The sequence below is a fragment of the Caballeronia sp. ATUFL_F2_KS9A genome, assembly GCF_023630765.1.
Lineage (GTDB): Bacteria > Pseudomonadota > Gammaproteobacteria > Burkholderiales > Burkholderiaceae > Caballeronia > Caballeronia zhejiangensis.
Genome location: NZ_JALQEK010000033.1, coordinates 72,097 through 87,982 on the forward strand (window position 1 = coordinate 72,097; position 15,886 = coordinate 87,982).

The 15,886-nt window shown below is 61.2% G+C and carries 14 protein-coding genes; all 14 read right to left on the reverse strand.

The annotated features are described in order from the left end of the window. Nucleotides 1-187: 187 nt before the first annotated feature. Nucleotides 188-1,177 (reverse strand): dihydroxyacetone kinase subunit DhaK, encoded by a 990-nt coding sequence (dhaK, locus tag NCS67_RS23410; protein ID WP_175982594.1) that lies wholly within the window; start codon nt 1,175-1,177, stop codon nt 188-190. Between the two features lie 14 nt (nt 1,178-1,191). Beyond that, on the reverse strand, nt 1,192-1,827 hold the full coding sequence (gene dhaL / locus NCS67_RS23415) for a dihydroxyacetone kinase subunit DhaL (protein WP_250436848.1): 636 nt from the start codon (nt 1,825-1,827) through the stop codon (nt 1,192-1,194). Next, on the reverse strand, nt 1,824-2,843 hold the full coding sequence (locus NCS67_RS23420; RefSeq protein WP_250436849.1) for an ABC transporter ATP-binding protein: 1,020 nt from the start codon (nt 2,841-2,843) through the stop codon (nt 1,824-1,826). The genes dhaL and NCS67_RS23420 overlap by 4 nt, the downstream gene beginning before the upstream one ends. Next, the gene (locus NCS67_RS23425) at nt 2,836-3,951 is read right to left on the reverse strand and encodes an ABC transporter ATP-binding protein (RefSeq protein WP_034472427.1); all 1,116 of its coding nucleotides are present in this window, start codon (nt 3,949-3,951) and stop codon (nt 2,836-2,838) included. Before NCS67_RS23425 ends, NCS67_RS23420 begins: the two co-directional genes overlap by 8 nt. A 3-nt stretch (nt 3,952-3,954) precedes the next feature. Further along, nucleotides 3,955-4,149 (reverse strand): hypothetical protein, encoded by a 195-nt coding sequence (locus NCS67_RS23430; protein WP_008348936.1) that lies wholly within the window; start codon nt 4,147-4,149, stop codon nt 3,955-3,957. Continuing rightward, on the reverse strand, nt 4,146-5,099 hold the full coding sequence (locus tag NCS67_RS23435; RefSeq protein WP_008348938.1) for a carbohydrate ABC transporter permease: 954 nt from the start codon (nt 5,097-5,099) through the stop codon (nt 4,146-4,148). The genes NCS67_RS23430 and NCS67_RS23435 overlap by 4 nt, the downstream gene beginning before the upstream one ends. After that, a complete protein-coding gene (locus tag NCS67_RS23440; RefSeq protein ID WP_008348939.1) occupies nt 5,096-6,052 on the reverse strand; it encodes a carbohydrate ABC transporter permease in 957 nt (318 codons plus the stop codon). The genes NCS67_RS23435 and NCS67_RS23440 overlap by 4 nt, the downstream gene beginning before the upstream one ends. Nucleotides 6,053-6,124: 72 nt before the next feature. Then, nucleotides 6,125-7,456, reverse strand: a complete 1,332-nt coding sequence (locus NCS67_RS23445; protein ID WP_175982597.1) for an ABC transporter substrate-binding protein — start codon at nt 7,454-7,456, stop codon at nt 6,125-6,127. A gap of 114 nt (nt 7,457-7,570) precedes the next feature. Beyond that, a complete protein-coding gene (locus tag NCS67_RS23450; protein WP_250436851.1) occupies nt 7,571-8,590 on the reverse strand; it encodes a LacI family DNA-binding transcriptional regulator in 1,020 nt (339 codons plus the stop codon). A gap of 252 nt (nt 8,591-8,842) precedes the next feature. Beyond that, on the reverse strand, nt 8,843-9,988 hold the full coding sequence (locus NCS67_RS23455) for an alpha-hydroxy-acid oxidizing protein (RefSeq protein WP_250436853.1): 1,146 nt from the start codon (nt 9,986-9,988) through the stop codon (nt 8,843-8,845). Between the two features lie 157 nt (nt 9,989-10,145). Next, complete coding sequence (locus tag NCS67_RS23460) at nt 10,146-11,522, reverse strand: MFS transporter (protein ID WP_250436854.1); 1,377 nt, start codon at nt 11,520-11,522, stop codon at nt 10,146-10,148. A 188-nt stretch (nt 11,523-11,710) separates the two neighbouring features. After that, nucleotides 11,711-12,646 carry a ketopantoate reductase family protein gene (locus tag NCS67_RS23465; protein WP_284502584.1) on the reverse strand — a complete coding sequence of 312 codons (936 nt, stop codon included), beginning with the start codon at nt 12,644-12,646 and terminating at the stop codon, nt 11,711-11,713. 74 nt (nt 12,647-12,720) lie between these two features. Beyond that, complete coding sequence (locus tag NCS67_RS23470) at nt 12,721-14,172, reverse strand: aldehyde dehydrogenase (protein WP_175982602.1); 1,452 nt, start codon at nt 14,170-14,172, stop codon at nt 12,721-12,723. 37 nt (nt 14,173-14,209) lie between these two features. Beyond that, the gene (gene mdlC, locus NCS67_RS23475; RefSeq protein ID WP_250436856.1) at nt 14,210-15,823 is read right to left on the reverse strand and encodes a benzoylformate decarboxylase; all 1,614 of its coding nucleotides are present in this window, start codon (nt 15,821-15,823) and stop codon (nt 14,210-14,212) included. Between the last annotated feature and the right edge of the window lie 63 nt (nt 15,824-15,886).

A 15,886-nucleotide genomic window follows, 5' to 3' on the forward strand; every position in this document is an offset into this window, starting at 1 on the left:
TACGCGTAAACCAGAACTTTGCCTTTACGCATGGGGTTTTATAGGCGCGGAAGGCCGCTGGGACGCGGCGCGCGGCGAAGCGCGCAAGGGCCGCGTCGCCGATACGCCGATAAACAAAACTGATGGCTCGTGAAAGAGGACGCAATTCCGGCCGAGCGACCGGACGATTGCAAACGTTCCGGCGAATCTACATTCCCCACCTGAGCGATGGCGTATGCACGGGGCTGTCCCAATGCCGCTTCATTTCATCGTCCAGCACGCACAAGGTGATCGACGCACCGGCCATTTCCAGCGACGTCGTGAGCGATCCGACCTGTACGCGCGTGACCGCGAGACCGCGCTGGTGCAGCCACGAGCGCGTGGAATTGAACAGCAGATACAGTTCGCCGAGCGGCGTGCCGCCCAGCCCATTGATCAAGACCAGCAGCTCCGAGCCGTTCCCCGGTTTCAGATCGGCGACGATCGCCGTCAGCAGCTCTGCCGCGATCGCGTCGGCGGCGGCAAAGCGCGTTCGCCGCCGCCCTGGCTCGCCATGAATGCCGACGCCGACCTCCATTTCATCGTCGCCGATCTTGAACGTCAGCGTGCCCGCTGCGGGCACGGTGCAACTCGAAAACGCGACGCCCATCGACGCCGTATGCTTGTTGATCCGGTCGCCGAACGCCTTGCATTGTTCGAGATCCGCGCCGCTCTCGGCGAGACTGCCCACCAGCTTCTCGACGATCACCGCACCCGCCACGCCCCGCCGGCCCGTCGTATAACTGGAGTTTTCGACCGCGACATCGTCGTTGATCAGCACCATCGCATTCGCCAACTCCGACATTTCGGATGCCATTTCGAAGTTCATCAGATCGCCGGAATAGTTCTTCACGATGAAGAGCGTGCCCGCGCCCGTATCGACGGCCTTGGCGGCTGCCATCATCTGATCGGGCGTCGGCGAAGTAAACACCTGGCCAGGGCACGCGGCGTCCAGCATTCCGTACCCGACGAAGCCGCTATGCAAGGGCTCGTGTCCCGATCCGCCGCCCGAGACCAGCGCGACCTTGCCCGGCTTCAACGTCTTGCGCCGCACGAACACAGGTTCGTGATTGAGCACGACGAGATCGTCATGCGCGGCGGCGAATCCGGCAAGGCTCTCAGTCAGAAAGTCGTCGACATGGTTGATGAACTTTTTCATGGCCTGCGCTCCTTTCACTCTCTGTATTGCGCGAGCCGCGCGCATACCGCACCGATCATCAACTGGCTCGACCGTGCGCCGGGATCGATGTGCCCGCGCGCGCGCTCGCCGAGAAACGACGCGCGCCCCTTGGTCGCGAGCATGTCGCGCGTCGCGAGCATGCCTTCTTCAGCCGTCCGCGGCAGCGCATCGAGCACGGCTTCGCGCGGCGCACTGCGCTCGGCCAGTTCCATGAAGCGCGACGCGACAGGGATAAGCACGTCCATCATCGTCTTGCTGCCGGTGCCGGCCTTGCCGCGCTGGGCAACGGCATCGACGCCCGCGGCGAAGATCCGCGCCGCGTCCGCCACATTCAGGGTATCCGCGTTCTGCGCCGCCTTCGCCATGCCATGCAGCAACGAAAAGAACAGCGGCCCCGACGAACCGCCCACCGTCGACAGCAATTTGGAGGCGGCCTGGTCCAGCGCGGGCGCAAACGCCTCGGCCTCGATAGCGGCGCGCATCGCAAACAGCGCATCCATGCCCCGCAACAGGTTGAAGATATGATCGCCGTCGCCAATCTGCTGATCGAGCGCGGCGATCTCGTCCGTATGTTCCTTGAGCGTCGCGTGCGCGGCTTCAATGCACGCCATGACCGTTTTCCCGTTCATGCCGGAATCCTCCTGCCGTCGGAGCGGAAATAGAGAAGACTGCGCAGAGGTAGCGACACGCCGACTGTCTGCCCCGGCGTGAAATTGCGCTCGGTCATGGTTGTCGCGACGATGGCGGTGCCGTCGCGCTCCATGATCAGCAGATGCCGCAGCGGAGAATATTCGAGCACGCGAAGATTGAGCACGTCGCGCGTATCGTGCGCGTGCAGCACGATGTCTTCAGGACGGATCGCGACCGTCGAGGTGCCTGCGGGCATCGTGGCAGGATCGAACAACACGGGCGGCAGCAAGTTGATGGGCGGTGAGCCGAGACGTTGCGCGGCGCCTAGCGAAGCCGGATTGCCATATACGTCGCGCGGCGCGCCCACCTGCACGATGCGCCCGTGTTCGAGAATGCCGATGCGGTCCGCGAGCGTGGTCGCTTCGACCTGATCGTGCGTCACGTAGATGATCGTGGCGCCGATCGTGCGATGCAGCCGCTTCAGTTCTATCCGCAGTTCCTCGCGCAACTTAGCGTCGAGCGACGACAGCGGCTCGTCCATCAGAAACACCTTGGGCTGACGCACGAGCGCGCGTCCGATGGCCACGCGCTGCATCTCGCCGCCCGACAGACGCGTCGCCAGATTGCCGAGCTTCGACTCGATATGCAACATCTGCGCGACCGACTGCACGCGCGCGGTGACTTCCGCCTCGCTCACGCGCCGCCGCGGGGAGCGCAGCGGAAACGCCAGGTTGCCGAACACCGTCAGATGCGGATACAGCGAATACTGCTGAAAGATGAAGGCGACGTCGCGGTCCGCCGGATGCATGTCCGTCGCGGCGGCGCCGTCGATGAATATCTCGCCATCGTCGGGCCGCTCGAGACCTGCGATGAGCCGCAACGTAGTGGTCTTGCCCGCGCCGCTCGGACCGAGCAACACGACGAACTCGCCCTCCTTCACGTCGAGCGACACATCATCCACCGCGACGATATCGCCGAATCGCTTCGTCACGCCATGCAAGCGAATTTCAGACATAAGCGCCTCCGTTGCCGCTTCCGTTGACGGCCATCTGCCGCGCGGCGCCGGGCAGCAGCTTGCCGCTCGATGCGTCGTAGAGGAGCGTGCGCTCCTTGGCGAACGACATCCCGACCTGCGACCCCGCCACCAGTCCTTCGTCCTTGCCGACCCGCACGCGCATCACACCCAGTGCCGTTTCGACGACGAGAATCTGATGCGAGCCGAGATATTCATCCGCGATCACGCGTCCACGCAACGCACCGCGCTCGTCGATCACGACATGCTCTGGCCGCACGCCGAGCAGCGCTTTCGCCGCGGACGTAGCCGTGCGCGGCACGGACACGGCGACGCCGGATAGCGAGACCGATTCCGCGCCCGCTTCGACGCCGCCATCCACCGCCAGGAAATTCATCGGCGGGCTGCCGATGAAGCTGCCGACAAACACGGTCGCTGGAAAGTGATAGACCTCATGCGGCGACGCCGATTGCAGCACCTCGCCGCCGCTCATCACGACGATGTCGTCGGCCATCGCCATCGCTTCGCGCTGGTCGTGCGTCACGTAGACCGTCGTCGCGTTGAGCGCGTTATGCAGCTTGCGCAACTCGAGGCACATCAGTTCGCGGAAATCCGCATCGAGCGTGCCGAGCGGCTCGTCCATCAGAAAAGCCTTCGGGTGCCGGACGATCGCGCGGCCCAGGGCGACGCGTTGCCGATCGCCGCCCGACAGCCCGCCCGTCTTTCGGTCGAGCAGGCTTTCGATGCGAAGCATATGCGCGGCCGCATCGACGCGCGCGGCAATCTCGCGGCGCGCAATACCCTCGTTCTTCAGCGGAAAAGCGATGTTGTTACGTACCGTCATATGCGGATACAGCGCGAACATCTGGAACACGAATGCAATATCGCGCTGACGCGCACGCAGCCCCGTGACATCTTCGCCGTCGATCAGAATCTGGCCCGAAGTCGGCAGTTCGAGCCCGGCGATCATGCGCAACGTCGTCGTCTTGCCGCAACCGGAGGGTCCGAGCAGCACCACGAAGCGGCCGTTGCTCACGGTGAGATTCGTATCGTGTACGGCAGTGAAGTCACCGAAGCGCTTATGAAGGTTGGATAGAACGATCGTCGACATGGCTCACTCCGGGAAGTGACTCGTCACGACGAATGCCAGCGCACCCGCCAGAATCACAGGGAACGACCAGGTATAGAGATCGACCGTGAACGGCTGGACGAGCATCGCAATGCCGAGGCCGATCAGCACGGTCGATGCGCCCTCGCCGTAGCGCCTGCGGAACAGACGGCGGCGCGGCATGACGGGCTGGGCTTTCATTTGCGTACCGCTCCGAAGGTGATCCCGCGCAACAGATGCTTGCGCAGCACAACGGTGAAGATCAGGATGGGCAGCACGAACAGCGTCGTCGCGGCCGCGACCGCTGGCCAGTCCTGCCCGCCCTCGCCGATGATGAACGGAATGAACGGCGGCATCGTCTGCGCGTCGCCGCTCGTCAGCAGCAATGCGAACGCGTACTCGTTCCACGCAAAGATCAGACAGAAGATCGCCGTCGCAGCAATGCCGGTGATCGCCTGCGGCAGCACGACCTTCACGAAGGCCTGCAACCGCGTGTATCCGTCGACAAGCGCCGCTTCCTCATATTCGCGAGGGATTTCGTCGATGAATCCTTTGAGCAGCCACACCGCCAGCGACACGTTCACGGCCGTATAGAGCACGATCATGCCGAGGTAGCTGTCGGCGAGGCCGAGCGTGCGATACATGAGATAGATGGGAATCGCCACCGCGATGGGCGGCATCATTCGCGTGGACAGTATGAAGAACAGCAGATCGTCGGCGAGCGGCACCTTGAAGCGCGAAAACGCATAGGCGGCCAACGTGCCGAGAAACACCGCAAGAAAGGTCGAGCCGAACCCGATCACGAGCGAATTGACGAAGCGCGGCAGGACCTTCGACGGCCCTGCAATCACCATGTTGCGCTTTCGGACATCGCGGTCGTACCAGGTCTCTGCGGGCGGCAAACTCGCGATGAACTCCGGCGTCTGCCGCGAGCGGATCGTGAAAAGATTCACGTAACCTTCCATCGACGGATGAAACACGACGACGGGCGGATACGCGATCGCATCCTCCTGCGTCTTGAAGCTCGTCATGATGATCCAGACGATCGGCAGCGTCGCGATGAGCGCATACGCGATCACGACGACTGCGGCAAACGTCTTGCTGCGCGGCGATGCAGCCACCACCGACTGTTGAAGGGCGAGGTCTGTCATCGCTGTTTCACCCGGTTGAGCGCCTTCACATAGATGTTCGCCGCACCGAACACGACAACGAACAGAATGATCGCGAGCGCGGACGAATAACCCGTCCTCCACTTCTCGAAGGCTGCGCGCTTGAGCGTGATCGACACGGTTTCCGTTACGGAGCCCGGCCCGCCCGATGTCAGCAGATTCACCATGTCGAACATCTTGAAGTTCTCGATCCCGCGAAAAAGGATCGCGAGCATCAGGAACGGCAGCGTCATCGGCAGTGTGATCGACCAGAACTGACGCCATGGCGAAGCGCGATCGACTTCGGCCGCTTCATAGATGTAGTCCGGAATCGAACGCAATCCCGCCAGGCAGATCAGCATCACGTAGGGCGTCCACATCCATGCATCGACCATGACGATCGTCCACGGTGCGAGCGGCACATCGCCGATCATCTGGAACGAGTTCGGCGGAATGCCCGTGAAAAAGCCGACGATGTCGTTGAAAAGACCCGTCTGCGGTTGCAGCAAAAAGGTCCAAAAGTTGCCGACGACAGCGGGCGAAAGCATCATCGGCAGCAGAATCAGCGTGGTCCAGAAACTATGGCCGCGAAACTGCCGGTTGATCAGCAGTGCGAGCCCGAAGCCGAGCAGCACTTCGAGTCCGACCGACCAGAAAACGAAGCGCGCCGTCACCTGCATCGCGTACCAGATGTCTTCGTCGGTGAGTATGTCCGTGTAATTGTCGATGCCGACATTGCGCGCGGGCACGCTCGGCATATTCGACTTGAAGTTCGTGAATGAGAGCCGCAATGCCCAGATCAACGGAAAGATGTTGATGGCGAGCAGCAGCACGATAGTCGGAAGAATGAACAGCCACGCGATGGTTCGGTCAGACAGTCCGCGCAAGCGCGCGGCCGCGCGCGTCTGCGCTTTGGTCTGCAACCCTTCCGGAGGAAAAGGCTTGTTTGCCAACATGCCTGACTCCTTGTTGTCGCGGACCGGCGAGATCGATCGGCTCGCCGGCCCGCGCGTTCATGTGCGGTAACGCTAGTTCTTCCCTTCCGCCTTGAATACTTTGTTCCAGTCCTTGACGAGCAGATCGAGCGCTTCTTTCGCCGTGCCCTTATCCGCAACCACATAGTCGTGCACGCGCTTTTGCATGTCGAGCAACAACTCGGCATAAGTAGGCTCGGCCCAGAAGTCTTTCACTATCGACATCGACTTCAGGAATGCAGGCGCAAATGGCGCGCTCTTCGGAAAGTCCGGCGCGTCCACCACCGACTTCGCCGCGGAGTAGCCGCCGAGTTGCCACCACTTCTTCTGCACATCGGCTTGTGCGAACCACTTGATGTATTCGAGCGCGTCGGCCTTGTGATCCGAGTACGACACGACGGATATGCCTTGACCGCCAAGCTGCGTGAACTGTTTCGTTTCCTTCGGATTGACGAAGAAGCCGATCTTGTCGCCGCCGACATTCGGATCCTTGTACAGGCCGGGGAAGAAGGCGAACCAGTTCATCTGCATCGCGACCTGCCCCGACTTGAACGCATCGAGCCCTTCCTGCATGTAGGCGTTCGTCATGCCGGGCGCCGTGCAGCACTTGTAAAGCGCCTTATAGAATTCGAGTCCCTTTATCGCGCCTGGCGAATTCACGAAGCCCTCCAGGTGATACGGCTTCTTCGGGTCCTGGTATTCGAAGCCGAAGTTATAGAGCATGTTGGTCACGCCCATTGTGATCCCTTCCGAGCCGCGCTCCGTGAAGATATACACGCCATACACGGTTTTGCCGTCGATCTTTCGTCCCTGAAAGAACTCGGCTGTCTGCTTGAGTTCGTCCATTGTCGTGGGCGGCTCGAGTTCGCGCTTGTACTTTTGCTTGAACTCCGCGCGCAGTTCGGGCCGCGCAAACCAGTCTTTGCGGTAGGTCCAGCCCACGGCGTCCGCCATCGCGGGCAGCGCCCAGTAATTCGGCGTGTTCTTCGGCCACTCTGCGTAGCCGACGACGGTCGCCGGCACGAAGTCGTCCATCGAGATTTTGTTCTTGTCGAAGAAATCATTGAGCTTGACGTAGTGTCCATTGACCGCGGCACCGCCAATCCACTGACTATCTCCGATGATGAGATCGCACAGCTTTCCATGCGAATTCAGTTCGTTGAGGAAGCGGTCCGCATAACTCGTCCACGGCACGAACTCGAACTTCATTGCAATGCCGGTTTTCGCCGTGAAGTCTTTCGATAATTCGACGAGCGCATTGGCGGGGTCCCATGCGGCCCAACATAGCGTCAACTGCTTGCCCTGCGCATGCGCCGCCGATCCGAAGCTCAGTCCCAGCGACGCGACGAGCGCCGCTAATACCCTTGATGACGTAAGACGTAACATGTGTCTTCTCCTTGTCTCTGTCGGGTCTCAAACTGATGACAGACAGCGCCCATGCGCCGGACGCTGCATATGAGCTCTGGCGGACCGAAGCGAACTGTCCGCGTGTCGCGAGCTTCAGGCATGCGCATTCTCACGAAGATAGATACGGGTTTCGGGCGTCGGGATGGAAGGCACGCCGCGCACGTCGTTCAGGAAGTTGAGAGCGGCGAGACCGGCCCAATGCACGATGCCGCGCACGTCCTGATCGAGGATCACGTCGATCGCCCGCTCCGACAGCAGCGCCCGCGTATCGGCCGTGCACTCGTGGCCGATCAGTACGACGCGCGCCTTGTCGCCCGATTCCTGCAGCGTCGACGCGATGCCGGAAATGCCGCCGCACGTCACATACACGCCGACCAGATCCGGATGTCCCGCCGTCAGTCCTTGCACGGCGAGTCCGGCGCTGTCGTCGTCTTCGGCGAAATCGGGCTCCGTGAGCCAGCGCAGGTTGCGAAAGTCCTCTTCGAGCACCTGGGAAAAACCCGTCCGACGCTCGAGCTGATCGTGCAGACGCGACGACGCCGACAGCACGGCGACCGTGCCGATGCGCGAACCGACGAAGCGGCCCATCAGCAGACCCGCCGTTCGTCCGGCCATGCGGTTATCGACACCCACGTACGTGGCGCGCGCACTCGACGGCAAATCTGAAAAGACCGTAACGACGGGCACGTTGGCATCCATCATGTCCTGAATCATCCGCTCGACCCATGGGTAATCGAGCGGCACGAGCACGAGCGCGTCGTAGTCGATCAATTGCTGTGCGAGTGAGGTCGCGTCGCGCTGGCTGGACAGGTCGCAACGGTAAAACGACGAGACAAGACGATGCTCGCGAAAGAAGCTGGCGGACAGCGCGATATCGCGTTCGACTTGATCGAGAAAGCGGGAATTGATTTGCGGTAAGACGAAGGCGACCCGGAACGATGTGGTTTTCGCAGGCCTGCCGCGGCTTGCGCGTTCGTCGCGCAGCGTGGCCAACGCGAGATGTACACGTTCGGCCGTTTCGGGGCGCACGCCCTGGTCTTCGCGCAGCACACGATCGACCGTTGCCACGCTCACCCCGGCGCGGCGCGCAATCATCATACGTGTAGCTGGCATGGGTCTCCTCCGGTGCCAGGCGAAGAATCGTTTTATGAACTCAAGATAGTTTTCTGCGCGGAGAATGCAAGCTTTTTTCACGCGTTAAATGCATCATTTGCCAGCATGCACCGTTGGATTTTTTCTCTATGTGCTTAATGTCGGCGCTTGTCTCGGCGTTGGATTCGCATTTGTGTGCCGATCAGAACGGATCTGTCATTAGTCATCCTTATACCGTCAAGAAAAGGGTGAACCGATGGCTGCCCCCCTCCGCTACAAAGGCCGCCGAGCGACACAACTCCGATTGACTTCCATTATCGAACTGGACCCGATGAGGGCGAGGGTCCGGTCGATTTCCTCTTTGATCATCGCGATGACATCGGACACACCGGCCTCGCCTTTCGCGGAGAGCCCGTACAAAGTGGCGCGCCCAAGCATCACGGCCGTCGCGCCCAATGCGACCGCCTTCACCACATCGGCCCCTCTTCGGATACCACTGTCCAGAATGAGATCGGTGGTCGGCGTCGCATCGGAGATGCCCGGCAATGCGTCGATCGGCGCAGGAAGATCCGCGAGCTGTCGTCCGCCATGATTCGAGACTATGACACCGTCGGCGCCGATTTCCACGCATCGCGCGGCATCTTCAGCCGTCACGACGCCCTTGACGAGCAGCTTTCCGGGCCAGTCGTCGCGCAAGCGACGGAGGTCGTCCCAGCTAAAGCTCGCGTCCATTTCCCGCCGCAGCACCGCAGCCTGGGAGGCGGTATCAGAGGCGTCATCCGTCGCGAAGTTCTTCAACTGCGGCATACCATTCGTCAGGTAGGACCACAGCCAGCGGGGATGCGAAATGCCATCGAGAGCGCCTCGTGGAGTGACTTTGAATGGCATAGCAAACCCGTTTCGCAGATCGCGCTGCCGGAATCCATTTACCGCGACGTCCGTGGTCAGGATCAACGTCGAATAACGAGCCTCTCGCGCTCTCGTGACCAAGCTCTTCGCCACATTCCGGTGTACTACGTATAACTGGAACCACAAGTCTCCGTCCGCTCCCCTTGATACCTCCTCGATCGACATGTTCGACGCGGTAGAGAGTGCGAACGGGATTCCAGCCTTGCTTGCAGCGCGTGCAAGCGCAAGATCTCCGTCGGGCCAGAACGCACTATTCAGACCTGTCGGCGCGATCACGAGCGGCGACGAAATTTGTCTCCCCAGAAGGTCGGTAGACTGCACACGCTCGCTCACATCGACAAGACGCCGGGGACGCAATTCCCACTTGTCAAAGGCGGCACGATTGTGCGTCAGGCCGGACTCGTCGTCGGCCCCGCCTTCGAGATAGTCGAATACCATCCTCGGCAACCGACGCCGAGCCGCGGAACGATAGTCACCGACGGAGAAGATATGGGGAAACGCTCTTGCCATGATTGTGTCTTGCTTGACCGAACTGGAAACGTGGGGAAGAAAGCAATTTCTTGGCGTGTGTCACGGGCCGTCGAGCGACGACAGAGGAAGACCAACCGCAGTTGCGACTGGCAGACGGAGCGAGAATGCGCCGCTCATGCCAGTCGCCGACCTCGCGCTACTCAGTGACGACTTGCGTGACCAGCCGCTTCTGACGAAGCGCCGGAATATGGTTTCTGACCTGCGACAGCGAGATCAGTACCAACAGCATGGCGACCCCGAGCATCGCGAGATAAAGGGACGCTCCGCCCACGGTGATGACGACGGCGCCAGCGAATGCGCTGAGGATCGCACCGAGTCGTCCAAACGCGAGCGCCGAAGCGAGGCCGGTTGCTCTCACGCGAGTCGGATAGACATACGCACACAAGGCGTACATCGTCGACTGAACTGCATTGACGAAGAGACCGTGGACGCCCAGACCGATAACCAAGAGGCTCGTGTGACTTGCCACATCAACGCCTCGCAGGGAAAAGGCGCTCGCACATCCTCCGGCGCAGCACACCAGGAGCGGCCAACGCGAACCAAAGCGCGTGATGGCCAAGGCGCAGATGAGTGCCCCGAAGACGCCGCCGAGGTTATATGCGGTCAGGCCCGAACCGGCAAGTGCCACGGGAAGCCCTTCGGATGCGAGCATGGTCGGCAGCCAGCTAAAGGCGGCGTAGACCGCGAGCAGGCACATGAAAAACGCACTCCAGATAGCAATCGTGTTACGTCGCTGAGCCGGCTCGAAGAGCGACCCGAAGCCGTCGCGTTGTTCGAGCCTTTGCTCGGCGGCGTCGACGAAAGTCGTCTGCGCACTAATCGGCCGCGACATTCTCGCAAGGAGCGCACGCAACTCGGTCCAGCGCTGTTCCTTGCGAGCGAGAAAGCGGGGAGACTCCGGGAACACGAAAAACAGCAGAATGCCAAGGGCCAAGGGGATCGTGCCACCGATGAAGAACAAGCCACGCCAACCGAAGGTCGGCAAGACGGCACCGGCGAAGAACCCGGCAAGCATGCCCCCGAGCGGCACGCAAACGATGGTAGACGTGACGGCGAGCGTGCGGCGACGTGCCGGGGTGAACTCTGCGGTCATCGTCGTGGCACTGGGAAGCGCTCCGCCGATGCCCAGGCCCGCGATAAAGCGAAGCGCGGCGATCATCGGTATGTCTTGCGCAAGCCCGATGGCGCAGGTTGCCGCGCCGAACACCACGACGCTACCGATGAGCGCCCAGCGCCGGCCAAACCTGTCGGCGAACAAGCCAGCGCACGCGCTCCCGACGCCCATGCCAACCAGACCCGCCGCCACGGCCGGCGCGAACGCATTGCGCGTTATGCCCCATTCTTTGATGATGGTGGGAATGGCGTAACCGATGAGCTGGCCATCGAAGCCGTCCATGATGATCGACAGTGCGGCCAGGCAAACGACGAACTTCTGAATGAGCGTAAAGGGGCCGTCGTCGAGAAGACTGCCAATGTCAGCAGTCTTCGAAGCGCTGAAGGTCTGCGGATTCATTGCTCGACCTCCGCGCACACATTCGATGGTCTGTCGATTGCAACAAGGTCCGCGACGTCGCGCGGGAGCATGGCAAAACATATCTTCATGGCGATGTCTCCTGGGTACGCTGCGCCGGGTTGATCGGCGCGTCTTTTGATGCATGATCGCGGACGTTTGTTGTTCTCGGTTGACGTGCCCGCGGCTACCTACTTCGCAACGGCTGATGCGTTTCGCGCGTCGATAAGCCTGACGAGCTTTGCCAATGTCTCCGTGTGCGGAACGGACACGTTGATGCTGCGGGCCACTTCAACGACTGCGCCGTTGATGCCTTCGATCTCTGTCTTTCGCCGGGCCAGAACGTCTTGCAGCATCGACGGCTTGTGCCCCTTGTGCTGTTCGATCGCATGAACGATGTTTGTCGAGCACACGCTCAGATCCGCGGAAACGCCGCTGGCGTTCGCCACTGCGATGACCTCGGCGGCCACGGTCAGTGCCAGGCTCTTGCTGTCCTCCAGCAGTCCAAGCTGGTCCACCGTCGTTCCAGTGACCGCACAGATGCTGTTGAGCGCAGCGTTGAACGCCACCTTTTCCCAGATAGCTGCCCAGACGTTGTCGTCGATCTGACAATTCAATCCGGCGGAATTCAGAGCCTCGGCGACGGCATTGACTTGGGAAGTGCGTTCACCGTCGGCGCTCATCATGCGAATTTTCCCTTCGCCGTGACTGCTCACCGAGCCAGGACCGACAAGGTCCGCCGGCCACGTGGTAACGCCAACAAGCACGTTGGAGAGCGGCACGAAGTCTCGAATCGCTTCGACGTTCCCGAGTCCGTTTTGCAGCGTGAGCACGGCGGTTGTCTCGCCGAGCAGATGCTCGATGCCGGACAAGGCCGCGCGCGTGTGCATCGACTTCGTGAAGAGCAACAGCAAGTCAGGCGGTTTATCCGTAGCTTCGGGTCGTATCGCGTTGATGTTCGTGATTGCGCGAGTATCGTCATCCATCTCCAAGCGGAGGCCCTTCGCACCGATAGCGTCCAGATGCGGTTGATTGATGTCGATCAGCGTGACTGAGTGACCGGCTTCCGCCAGGCGGCCGCCGAACAACGACCCCATCGCTCCTGCACCGAGTACGGCGATTTCCATAGTTGACATGTCGACCGCGGCTGCGGTCTTACCTGAGTTGTCGAACGAGTTGACGAGGGTGACAGGGACGTAACTCAGAACGGATAGTGTCGCGGCGACGTTTGCACAGTGACCCAGCGCAAGTCGGTAAAAGCGGCAATGCCTGCCTGTCCGCCGAAGTGGCCAAAGCCACTACCTTTGACGCCTCCAAAGGGCATCTGCGCTTCGTCGTGGACGGTTGGCCCGTTGACGTGGCAAATCCCGGATTGGATGCGGCTCGCCACCCGCATCGCGCGCGCGACATCGCGACTGAACACGGCCGCAGCGAGACCGTATTCGTTATCGTTAGCGCATCGGATCGCTTCTTCTTCGCCGTCGACGCGCACGATTGCCTTGACAGGGCCAAACGTCTCTTCGTTGTAGATCCGCATGTTCGGTCCAACGTTATCGACGAGCGTTGCAGGCATAAGCGTGTTCTCTGCTTTTCCCCCGCAGACCATCGTCGCGCCTTTGTGCAAGGCGTCATCGATCAAGGCGTTGCATCGTTGTACCGTCGCCATATCGACAACTGACCCCAACACGACCGGCCCCTTTCGAGGGTCGCCGAGCGGCAGCGTCTTAACCTTTTCACCGAGCTGAAGAACAAACTCGTCGGCGATCGCGCGATCGACGATGATGCGCTCGGTGGACATGCAGATTTGTCCTGAATTCGCGAAGGCGCCGAAAGCGGCAGCATCGACCGCTGCCGCTATGTCGGCGTCGTCGAGCACGATCAGCGGGGCCTTTCCGCCCAGTTCGAGAACAGACGGTTTGAGATGCCGTGCGCAGCTTTCCGCGATGATTTTCCCGACCTTTGTCGAGCCCGTGAAATTGACACGTCGGATAGCCGGATGCGAAATCAGCGCTTCGACAACCGGACCTGCATCGGCAGGCGCGTTCGTGACGAAGTTGACGACGCCTGCGGGCAATCCAGCATCCATGAAGGCTTCCGCGATGAGTGCGTGCGTTGCCGGGCAGATTTCCGAGCCCTTCAGTACCACCGTGTTACCGCACGCGAGTGGAAGCGCAACCGCACGGACGCCAAGGATGACAGGCGCATTCCACGGCGCAATCCCGAGGCATACGCCTGCGGGTTGCCGAACCGCCATCGCCACGCTGCCGGGGACGTCGGACGGAATGACTTCGCCTGAAATTTGCGTGGTCAGTGACGCTGCCTCCCGCAGGCCGTCAGCGGCCAATCGCACATTGAAGTCGGCCCAGATGCGCGAAGCGCCCGTTTCGGCCGCCATCGCGGAAGCAAACGCCTCCGCCTTCGCTTCGAGCGCTTGCGCCGCGCTAAGGAGATAGGAACGACGCTGGGTCGGGCCCTGCTGAGACCAATGAGCAAACGCGACGGCAGCTGAATCCACTGCATCACGAACGTCGTCCAGCGTACACGCAGGGGCCACGCTTGCGACGTCCTGATCCAAGGGGTTAGAACGTTGGAATGTCGCGCCATTGCTCGCGCCGACATGCGCTCCGTTGATAAGCATCGAAATCGTCTTCATAGTCTCCGCCTTATGTTTCTCTTTTCCTGTAGGCCCTTCAGGCAATCACGACCTCGACAAGACGCGGCGCGCCCGCCTCGAGGGCTTCCTTCAAGTTGTCCGCGAGCTCCGCGGCGTTCGTGACACGGAGACCTTTACAACCCATGCCCTGGGCAAGCGACACGAAATCCAAGCCGGGAAGATCAGTGCCCTGAACAGCGTCGTCGGAAGCGAATCCAAACACCGGCGCAAACTCTTGAAGCGCGGCATAGCGCTGGTTGTTCAGAATGACGAACGTGATCGGCAGACGCATCTGCACCGCGCTATAGATCGCCTGGATCGAGTACATGCTCGAGCCATCTCCGATCAATCCAATCACTTTGCGATCGGGAAGAGCGAGCGCGACGCCGACCGCTGCAGGCATGCCGTAGCCCAAGCCGCCGCTAGCCATCGTGAAAAACGTATTGCTCTTTGTGAACGGCAGATACCGTTGCATGACCGGGCGAGAACTCGGTGCCTCTTCAACGACAACGTCGTTCGGATCGCGAACCTCCGCGAGGGTTTGCAGCGCGAAGGCGACCGACATCACGGGCGACGGCTCGGCACGAGGTGCTCTTGGCCGAGGGTCAGGCAAAGGACGCGTGTCTGGCGCCGCACGCGCAAGCAAGTCAAGCAAGCCGAGGCGGACGTTGCCGACCACCGCAGCCCCTCCGGGCGTCCACGCCGCGACGTTGGGGTCGTCGATGAGTTGATAAAGCGCCGCGCCCGCCGGCACGTGCGGGCCTGTACCTTCGACGTGATACGAAAAGGCAGGCGCGCCAAGGACGCAAACGACGTCATGCCCATCGAGCAGCGAGACGATCTTTTCACGCATCGCGGGAAGAAATCCCGCGAAAAGTCGATGGTCCTCGGGGAACGAACAACGCGCGCTCATCGGCGCGACAAAGACGCGTGCGTTATGTCTCTCGGCCAGTTGAACGACTTCCTTCCATGCGCCCGCCCGGTCGACTCCCGCACCTACCACGAGAGCCGGCGTTCTCGATGCGTCCAACGCTGCGCCGAGTTTCGCCAATGCCTCCGGGTCGGGACGAACCGAGTTGCTGACAGTCGCGCGCTCATGAAACTCCGCAGGCTGGTCCCAGTCATCCACGGGAATTGAAACGAAGACAGGCCCACGCGGATCCTGCATTGCGATGTGATACGCGCGCTCCAGCGCGCGCGGCACGTCTTGCGCACGCGCGGGTTCGATCGCCCACTTCACGTATGGCTTGGGCAACTCGACTGCCTGTGCGGCGGAAAGGAACGGGTCGAACGGCAAGATCGAACGGGCTTGTTGACCCGCCGTGATAACGAGCGGCGTCTGATTCTTGAATGCCGTGAAGATATTGCCCATCGCGTTGCCGACGCCGGCCGCAGAATGAAGGTTCACTAACGCTGCGTTTCCAGTTGCTTGCGCATAGCCATCGGCCATCCCGACGACTGCCGCTTCTTGTAAGCCCAGGACGTATCGGAAGTCGGCAGGGAAGTCCCGAAACATTGGAAGCTCCGTCGATCCAGGGTTAGCAAAGATCGACGTCATCCCCAGTTCGCGCACGAGCTTAATGACGACATCCCTGACGGTGGCGTGTGTCGACGGACTGCTTCCTTCGCCTTGTTTGTCGCTGCCTGTCATTGCGATTCCTCTTTGGTTCAAGAGCGTTTCTGCTCTTCGGTGAAACGAGTATGGGTTTCCGAG

Coding starts and splice junctions, on each gene's coding strand:
- dhaK (WP_175982594.1), bottom strand. CDS start 1,177: ATGAAAAAGTTCATCAACCATGTCGACGACTTTCTGACTGAGAGCCTT.
- dhaL (WP_250436848.1), bottom strand. CDS start 1,827: ATGAACGGGAAAACGGTCATGGCGTGCATTGAAGCCGCGCACGCGACG.
- NCS67_RS23420 (WP_250436849.1), bottom strand. CDS start 2,843: ATGTCTGAAATTCGCTTGCATGGCGTGACGAAGCGATTCGGCGATATC.
- NCS67_RS23425 (WP_034472427.1), bottom strand. CDS start 3,951: ATGTCGACGATCGTTCTATCCAACCTTCATAAGCGCTTCGGTGACTTC.
- NCS67_RS23430 (WP_008348936.1), bottom strand. CDS start 4,149: ATGAAAGCCCAGCCCGTCATGCCGCGCCGCCGTCTGTTCCGCAGGCGC.
- NCS67_RS23435 (WP_008348938.1), bottom strand. CDS start 5,099: ATGACAGACCTCGCCCTTCAACAGTCGGTGGTGGCTGCATCGCCGCGC.
- NCS67_RS23440 (WP_008348939.1), bottom strand. CDS start 6,052: ATGTTGGCAAACAAGCCTTTTCCTCCGGAAGGGTTGCAGACCAAAGCG.
- NCS67_RS23445 (WP_175982597.1), bottom strand. CDS start 7,456: ATGTTACGTCTTACGTCATCAAGGGTATTAGCGGCGCTCGTCGCGTCG.
- NCS67_RS23450 (WP_250436851.1), bottom strand. CDS start 8,590: ATGCCAGCTACACGTATGATGATTGCGCGCCGCGCCGGGGTGAGCGTG.
- NCS67_RS23455 (WP_250436853.1), bottom strand. CDS start 9,988: ATGGCAAGAGCGTTTCCCCATATCTTCTCCGTCGGTGACTATCGTTCC.
- NCS67_RS23460 (WP_250436854.1), bottom strand. CDS start 11,522: ATGAATCCGCAGACCTTCAGCGCTTCGAAGACTGCTGACATTGGCAGT.
- NCS67_RS23465 (WP_284502584.1), bottom strand. CDS start 12,646: ATGGAAATCGCCGTACTCGGTGCAGGAGCGATGGGGTCGTTGTTCGGC.
- NCS67_RS23470 (WP_175982602.1), bottom strand. CDS start 14,172: ATGAAGACGATTTCGATGCTTATCAACGGAGCGCATGTCGGCGCGAGC.
- mdlC (WP_250436856.1), bottom strand. CDS start 15,823: ATGACAGGCAGCGACAAACAAGGCGAAGGAAGCAGTCCGTCGACACAC.